The following is a 7,082-nucleotide window of genomic DNA, read 5'->3' as shown; positions in this document are numbered from 1 at the left end:
GCTATTATAAATGGGAGGACCCTGATGGCAAGATAAGGGATAAGTTTATGATATGTGTCCCTGTGGAGGGGGGCAAATACGGCATTGCGGCCACGACATATATAGATGAATTTCGTTCTCCTATCGTGAGGTTAAAGGAGAGGTTTGAAAAGGAGGCCCAAGAACAGATGGTGGCCATCGGTATCATGGCCATCATTGCGCTGCTTGTGGCGATAACAGCGGCTATATTGATCTCCCGGCGGATTACCCAGCCCCTGCTGCATCTGGCCCAGGTGGCCGATCGGATAAGCATGGGGGATCTAGGGGCGAGGATAGAGGTGAAGACCAAGGACGAGATCGGGGTATTGGCTGAGGCCTTGCGGAGGATGGAGATAAGCCTCAAGGCCGCCATCGAGAGGCTAAGAAGAAGATAGAATTAGTGGTTAAGAGGGGATGAAGAGGACAATATTTATCTCTCTTATGATCTTCATATCGTTTCTATTTCTCCTCATAGGGCGTCCACAACCCCTGCTGGCAAAGGAGATCTATAAGGTCGCCTTCCTCCCTGAGTACCTACCCATTGAGATGTGGCAGAGGTTTAACCCCTTGATGACCTATTTGGGGGATACATTGGGCGTTCGGTTCGAGCTCATCATCCCTCGTAATTTCGAACACCACATCGAGTTGGTAAAAAAGGGGGGGGTGGACTTCTTCTATCAAAACCCCTACGTCTTTTTGGAGGTATGGGAGACCAGTTCCCCCCTCACCTTGACCGAGAAAGGGAAGAAGTGGGGGATCGAGTTCAGAGGGGTGATTATCACCAGAAAGGCCAGTGGAATAAACAAGATAGAAGACCTGAAGGGAAAGAAGGTGAGCATCGTCTCCCTACACAGTGCTGGGGGCTTCATCGCCCAAAAGGTCCTCTTGAGGGGAAGACTGGATGTATATGCCGATCTCTCTATTGTTGAGGCGAAGGGGAACAAACAGGAAAATGTCATCTTTGACGTAATACTCAAAAGGGCCGACGCCGGCTTTGTTGCAGAGGAGGTCTTGGGGAGGATAGAGAGCAAGGGGTTACTCTCACCAGGAGAGGTGCAGGAGATAAAGGTCATTGCCTATACAGACTATATCCCCAATTGGGTCTTTAGCGCCAATAAAGAATTGCCAGCGGAGGTCAAAAAGATGGTTCAAGAGGCCTTGTTAAATATCCCCCTGGGACACCCCGTCTTGAAGGCCGCCAAGATAAGGCGATTTGCCCCTATACCGGCCAATTATCTTGAGGAGTATCGGGCAAAGATTCAAGGAAGGTGAAAAACGAGATCTTGATCCCTGAGGGACAAAAAATGGCAGGAAAAGATACAAAAAGGGTCCTCGTAGTGGATGATGAAGAGACCTTGACCTGGAGTATGACCAAAACTTTGGCCAAAGATAAGGAGAAATATGAGCTTATCATCGCCAACACGGGAAGAGAGGCCCTTCAGGCCCTACAAAAATATCATATCGATGTGGTGGTAACAGATATAAAGATGCCGGACATCAATGGTCTTGATTTACTCTTAAAGATAAGGGAAGAATACCCTTTGACCAAGGTGCTCATCATGACGGCCTATGGATCACCAGAGGTGCAAAAGGAGGCCACCAAGAGGGGCTCTTACTATTATATCGAGAAACCCTTTGAGATATCTGATATAAGGGGCCTCATCCTTAAGGCCTTGGAGGAGAAGAGGGGGGGGTTTGCAGGCCAACTCCTCGACCTACAACTCGTCGATATCATCCAGATGGGGTGTCTAGGCAGGTTTACCATGTCCCTCACCGTCTTCAGGAGCGGTGAAGCGGGTTTAATTTACTTCAAGAACGGCGAGATCGTTCACGCGGAAATAGGGAACCTGGAAGGAGAAGAGGCTTTATATACCATGCTAGGCTGGAAGGAAGGGAGGTTTACCTCTCAAATGGGGATCTCGGCTCCTAAAGAGACCATTACGAACCGTTGGGAACACCTTTTATTAGAGGGGATGAAACGAAGTGATGAGGTCGCCATCACAAAAAATAAAGATAGCTCAGTCCTATTGCAGGAGGTGGAGGAGGCCTTTGAGGATCTGGGTAAAGAGATCGAAGTAAAAGAATCGCTGGAAAGGGTATTGAGGATGTTGACCAGCATTGATGGCTATGAAAAGGGGATATGTGTTGATGATAAAGGGAGGATACTAACCAGCGACGATCACGATTTTACCGAAAAGGACGCTTTGGTCCCCTTGTTGATGTTCACCGTGGGCGCTAGGTTGGGGAAGGCCTTGGGGGATACCCAGCCTGTGAGGGTAAACCTTGGGCACAAGAACAATCAATCGATCATTATGAGGTATAACCACCTTTTTCTGATGGTTGTTTTGTGTGAAAGGACCGCGGCGGATGAGTTCTATTTAGCGGCCAGAAACATCTTGGAGAGGAGATTATCAAGGTTTTAAGTTTAAATTCTTAAAAAATTAGAGGAGGTCTTGAAATATGATCTTACCAAAGGGAGAGGCCGTTTATGAAAATCTGAGGACTTCTTTTGTCGATCTCAACAGCTTTCTCCAATCGCTAAAAGAGGATGATTTTACCGGCTATGTGCAACTCTCATTTTGGGATTATGAAGGGGCCCTCTTTTTAGAGGCTGGAGAGATAGTTAACGCCATCGAGGAGGCGAAGGGTACGATAAAGGGGGGGGAAGAGGCGGTGGAGAACATCATCCACATGTCCAAGCAAAAGGATGGAAGGATCAATGTCCATAGATTGGCCCCGGAGATGGTGACAATTTTGGCAAGCACATCTATGGAAGAGGCGATATATAAAGACTTGTCCACGGAGTTCACCAGTTTAGATAAGTTGATAGAGAAATTAAGCAAAGAAAGACATTCAGGGTACATCGACATAACTTTAAAAGACAACAAAGGGAGGGGGATCATCTTCTTCCAAGAAGGGGAGGTTGCGGAGGCTATGATGTCCGGTGAAGGAGGTGGGGGGATATACGGTAAGGAGATGTTGACAAAAATAATAGACGATGCCCAGAACACGGGTGCAACCTTCAATGTCTATCGCGCTGGCCTGTTAGAAAGTGGGGCCGAAAGGGTGGAGATAGCTCAAGCCATGGACCTTCAAGGGGCTATAGAGGTGATGCAAGAAGTGATGGAGAAGATCGAGGACTTGGTGGATGGATTGACCACCCGCAAAGGCTCCTTCCGAGATGGTTTCAAAAGGTCGCAGGTGGAAAAATCGGAGGATTATCCCTTCCTCGATCCCTTTATAGCCGAATTTGAATATGAGAATGGGGAGATAAAATTCTGGGGGAAGGTGCCCGTGGGAGAATTTGTGCAAGGAATCAAGGATTGCATCGACCTGACTCTGGAAAGAATCCCTGTAAAGATCCCTAGGGATGAATTGTATGCGAGGATAAATTCAACCCTAAAACTAACAATTGAAAAGTATGGGGAAAGGATAGAAGTCCTTGGCCTAAAATCGGTCATGCCGGAGATCCTCGGCCCTTGATTTTCGGCCAATGATCGATTTTTGGCCATTTTTTCTTTACAGAATGTCAGTAAGGTGCTATAGAGACTAAGTGGGCTAAAATTAGATATCCATAAAATTAGCAAACGAGGAAGGAAATGAATATCATCATCTCCGATCAAGACATTGTCAGAATTGAGCGGGGCCTGGACAAGATGTTGAGCAGTTCGGGAGCCCATTGTGCCCTTTTAATCGATAGGTCAGGACAGCTCATCGCCTCCAGCGGTGACCCCTCAACCTTGGATGTCATCGCCCTCTCTGCCCTAACCGCAGCCAATTTTGGCGCCACTGCAGAGATAGCAAGACTTTTAGGAGAAGATGAATTTGCCCTCCTCTTCCACAAAGGGAAAAATGAGAACGTACATTTTTCTAAGATCGGCACGGAATTCATCATGGTGACCTTATTTGACGACCGGACCACTTTGGGCCTAGTGAGATTGAGGACGGAAAAAGTGGTACGTGAATTGCACGAAATATTCAGGGGAATCATAGAGAGAAACAGAGGGGAGTAGCTCAATATCTTATGGCCTTCATAAATTTTAGTTCGGGAGAGATTCAGTGCAAGATCGTCTACTATGGCCCTGGCCTCGGGGGCAAAACTACCAATTTGAGGTTTATCTATGAGCGCACCAATGATGATATCAGGGGGCATTTGGTCTCTATAGATACAAAGGGAGATAGAACCCTTTTCTTTGATTTTTTATCACTTAATTTAGGAAGTATCAGGGATTTTAAGATCAGGGTGCAACTTTACACTGTACCAGGACAAGTGCATTACGACGCTACGAGAAAATTGGTCTTGAGGGGGGTCGATGGAATTGTATTTGTGGCTGATTCCATGCGGGTGCAGAGGGAGAAGAACATCGAGAGTTTGGAAAATTTGGCCTATAATCTCAAAGAGAGGGGATTGGACATCACCAATATCCCCATGATCATGCAATACAATAAGAGGGACTTGGAGGGAAGTAATATACCTGTACTGACTATCGCTGAAATGGAAAGGGACCTTAACTCTTATCTAAATGCACCCTTTTTCTCCGCCAGTGCCCTAAAAGGGTCAGGCATCTTTGAGACCCTGAGGGAGATAAGCAAATTGGTAGTGAAGGATGTAAGTAAGAAGGTCTTAACAAAAGGACAACTTTGATGAACGAAAAAGATAGTGGTTGGGATCTAACGGATCTGGAAAGAGAAATAGAGGGCGCCGTAGATAAACTTTTTGTGGAAAAAAAGAGGCAGGCCGGTCCGGTCGTCCAACCTAAAGAAGTTCACCCTTCTCCCACAGCACCTCCGATAAAAGAGGGAAGAGTACTCTCTCCTGAGCTTCGGGACAAGCTAGAGGAAGTGGAGGCCCAATTGTTGACCTTGGAGTGGGATATCAGCTCCAAGCACATAAACAAGGCCATCAACCTCATCCAGGATCTAAGGAAGCTTCCTTATGGAGGGGATGAGTTTAAAGCGGTTGCCATCTTGATCCAAAAGGTCCTCTATCAACTTCTGTTAGATGAGAGTAAACTCACCCCCCATGCCCTAAAGTTCTTGCAAAAGTCTTGGAAGGTCGTCAAAGGAATGACCGATGAACGGTTTTCTTTTGAGATCGATAAGAAGACCTTAGTGAGGGAGTTAACTGTGGAGTTTCAGAGGCTGAAAATAGAAGAAGAGGTGCCAAAAGAGAGAATAGTAACCAGAAGACCTCCTGAGGAGGAGAGGATATCCATTGAAGAGAAGATTGTGACCAAGAGGCCTCTTAAGGAGGCAAGGATTTCCTTTGAAGAGATAAAGAGATTAATGGATAGGATCCAAAAGCTGGAGGCGGTGCTCGACAACGAAAGAAAGAGATGGGAAAATATCCACAAGGAGATAATCAGCTACAAGGCCGATCTGCAGAGGATACTTAAGGCTGAGGAATTAAGAAAAGAGCCGGAAGAGGAAGAGATAGTGGAGTTAGATGAGAGGTTAGAGAGGGGATCGTATCAACCGTCAGATTTTGCGCCGCAGCAACCCCTTAGAGTGCCTACAATGGCCATCTCCCTCTTTGAGGCCTCGGAGGCTCTTTTTGGTCTTCCTGACGATCATATAGTGAGGAGTTTCCCGGTAAAAAAATGGGTGGCAGATTTTTTTATCGAGAGCGGCAAGGTTAAATTAAAGGACAGAGAGATCTCCCTTTTGAACCCTTTTCAGGTATTTAGACTTAAACCATCGACGGAGGAAAACCCCCTTGTGCTCTTGGTCAAGGGTAGAGATGATAACCCGGCAGCAGTTATCGTAGACCAAGCCATATCCCGAGAGTAGGTCGAATATCACCCCGTTGAGGGCAAGCCCTATATTTTGGGGAAAGGGGTATCGGAGAGGGGAGAGGTATGGATCCTCGATGTGGAGCAGATAGCCCCTTAGGCTGGAGGGGTAGGTACTCTGAGTATGATGAAAGGTAACGAGAAATCCAGTGGGGCGGAGAGGCCTGGCCCCTTTGTGAAAGAGATCTTAGATGGGATTGATATAGGGGTGGTCCTTTTGGACAAGGGGGAAAAGGTCATCTTTGCCAATAAGGCATCGAAGGAGATTCTGGGGGAAAAGGGGGATCTCCTCTTGGGTAAACGTCTTCTCAACCTTTTGTATCAAGGAGATGAGGGGCAAGGGAGAATTAAGGGAGATGGACAAATCTTGTTCCAGAAGAAAAAGGAAGGTCCCCCCATCAAATTATTGATCTTTCCTTATCACGACTCCTCTGGGAGAGAGAGGGGGAAGGTGGTGAATCTGCAGGATATGACCCAGATTTACAAGATGCAGGAAGAGATTCTCAAGATGGACCGATTGGCATATCTGGGGGAGTTCTCCTCCACCTTGGCCCACGAAATAAGGAATCCTCTGGCTGGAATCAAGACCACCGCTCAAGCCTTAAACGAAGAACTGGGGAAGGATGACCACAGGAAGGAGTACCTTGATCGGATCATCAAAGAGATTGACAGGCTCAACGATCTGCTGCGCACCTTTTTCTCCTTTGTCAAACCCAGGCGCCTTAACCTTGCCCCCTGTCATATCCAAGACATCATCAAGGAAGTCAAAGGGCTTTTGACTAAGGAGGCAGAAAAGACAGGGATCATGATCAAGGAGGTATATGCCAATGGCCTACCTCCCATCCCCTTGGATTTCAACCAGATGCAGCAGGTGTTCATGAACCTTTTTCTCAACGCCCTTCATGCCATGCCAGTTGGGGGAGAACTGGTGGTGGAGGTGAGCAAACGGAATTCACAAAAGGGATGGATTCAGATCAAGGTAAAGGATACCGGAAAGGGGATAGCTCCTGAACACCTTCCCAAAATCTTTGATCCATTTTATACCACCAAGAGTAAGGGGTTAGGGTTGGGCCTCTCCATAACCCATAAGATCGTGGAAGGGCATGGAGGAAAGATTGCCGTGGAGAGCTATCTAGGTAAGGGTTCTACCTTTATCATAAAACTCCCAATGGCGATGGAAAATGGGGATCAGACCTAATATACTCATTGTTGATGATGACGAGGTGATGTGTTGCACCCTATCAGAGGTCTTGGGAAAGATGTCCTGCGAGG

8 protein-coding genes are annotated in these 7,082 nt (G+C 47.0%); all 8 read left to right on the top strand.

The features are described from left to right. A partial coding sequence (locus tag JRI46_11880) for a HAMP domain-containing protein (GenBank protein ID MBW2040264.1) occupies positions 1-413 on the top strand: 413 nt, incomplete at its 5' end. Positions 414-432: 19 nt separating this feature from the next. After that, the gene (locus JRI46_11875; protein MBW2040263.1) at positions 433-1,290 is read left to right on the top strand and encodes a phosphate/phosphite/phosphonate ABC transporter substrate-binding protein; all 858 of its coding nucleotides are present in this window, start codon (positions 433-435) and stop codon (positions 1,288-1,290) included. A gap of 32 nt (positions 1,291-1,322) precedes the next feature. After that, the gene (locus JRI46_11870; GenBank protein ID MBW2040262.1) at positions 1,323-2,441 is read left to right on the top strand and encodes a response regulator; all 1,119 of its coding nucleotides are present in this window, start codon (positions 1,323-1,325) and stop codon (positions 2,439-2,441) included. A 37-nt stretch (positions 2,442-2,478) separates the two neighbouring features. Continuing rightward, positions 2,479-3,501, top strand: coding sequence for a hypothetical protein (locus JRI46_11865; GenBank protein ID MBW2040261.1), 1,023 nt, complete (start codon positions 2,479-2,481; stop codon positions 3,499-3,501). A 116-nt stretch (positions 3,502-3,617) separates the two neighbouring features. Further along, a complete protein-coding gene (locus JRI46_11860; GenBank protein MBW2040260.1) occupies positions 3,618-4,031 on the top strand; it encodes a roadblock/LC7 domain-containing protein in 414 nt (137 codons plus the stop codon). 11 nt (positions 4,032-4,042) lie between these two features. Beyond that, positions 4,043-4,663 carry a GTPase domain-containing protein gene (locus JRI46_11855; GenBank protein MBW2040259.1) on the top strand — a complete coding sequence of 207 codons (621 nt, stop codon included), beginning with the start codon at positions 4,043-4,045 and terminating at the stop codon, positions 4,661-4,663. Further along, on the top strand, positions 4,663-5,808 hold the full coding sequence (locus JRI46_11850) for a hypothetical protein (GenBank protein ID MBW2040258.1): 1,146 nt from the start codon (positions 4,663-4,665) through the stop codon (positions 5,806-5,808). The genes JRI46_11855 and JRI46_11850 overlap by 1 nt, the downstream gene beginning before the upstream one ends. A 126-nt stretch (positions 5,809-5,934) precedes the next feature. Beyond that, positions 5,935-7,008: a PAS domain-containing protein gene (locus tag JRI46_11845; protein MBW2040257.1), complete on the top strand. Its 1,074-nt coding sequence runs from the start codon at positions 5,935-5,937 to the stop codon at positions 7,006-7,008. Positions 7,009-7,082: the final 74 nt, after the last annotated feature.

The organism is Deltaproteobacteria bacterium, from assembly GCA_019308925.1.
GTDB lineage: Bacteria > Desulfobacterota > B13-G15 > B13-G15 > RBG-16-54-18 > JAFDHG01.
Note: the sequence above shows the minus strand (reverse complement) of the source record. Positions and strands in the feature narration are given on the sequence as shown.

Coding starts and splice junctions, on each gene's coding strand:
- JRI46_11865 (MBW2040261.1), top strand. CDS start 2,479: ATGATCTTACCAAAGGGAGAGGCCGTTTATGAAAATCTGAGGACTTCT.
- JRI46_11860 (MBW2040260.1), top strand. CDS start 3,618: ATGAATATCATCATCTCCGATCAAGACATTGTCAGAATTGAGCGGGGC.
- JRI46_11855 (MBW2040259.1), top strand. CDS start 4,043: ATGGCCTTCATAAATTTTAGTTCGGGAGAGATTCAGTGCAAGATCGTC.
- JRI46_11850 (MBW2040258.1), top strand. CDS start 4,663: ATGAACGAAAAAGATAGTGGTTGGGATCTAACGGATCTGGAAAGAGAA.
- JRI46_11870 (MBW2040262.1), top strand. CDS start 1,323: ATGGCAGGAAAAGATACAAAAAGGGTCCTCGTAGTGGATGATGAAGAG.
- JRI46_11875 (MBW2040263.1), top strand. CDS start 433: ATGAAGAGGACAATATTTATCTCTCTTATGATCTTCATATCGTTTCTA.
- JRI46_11845 (MBW2040257.1), top strand. CDS start 5,935: ATGATGAAAGGTAACGAGAAATCCAGTGGGGCGGAGAGGCCTGGCCCC.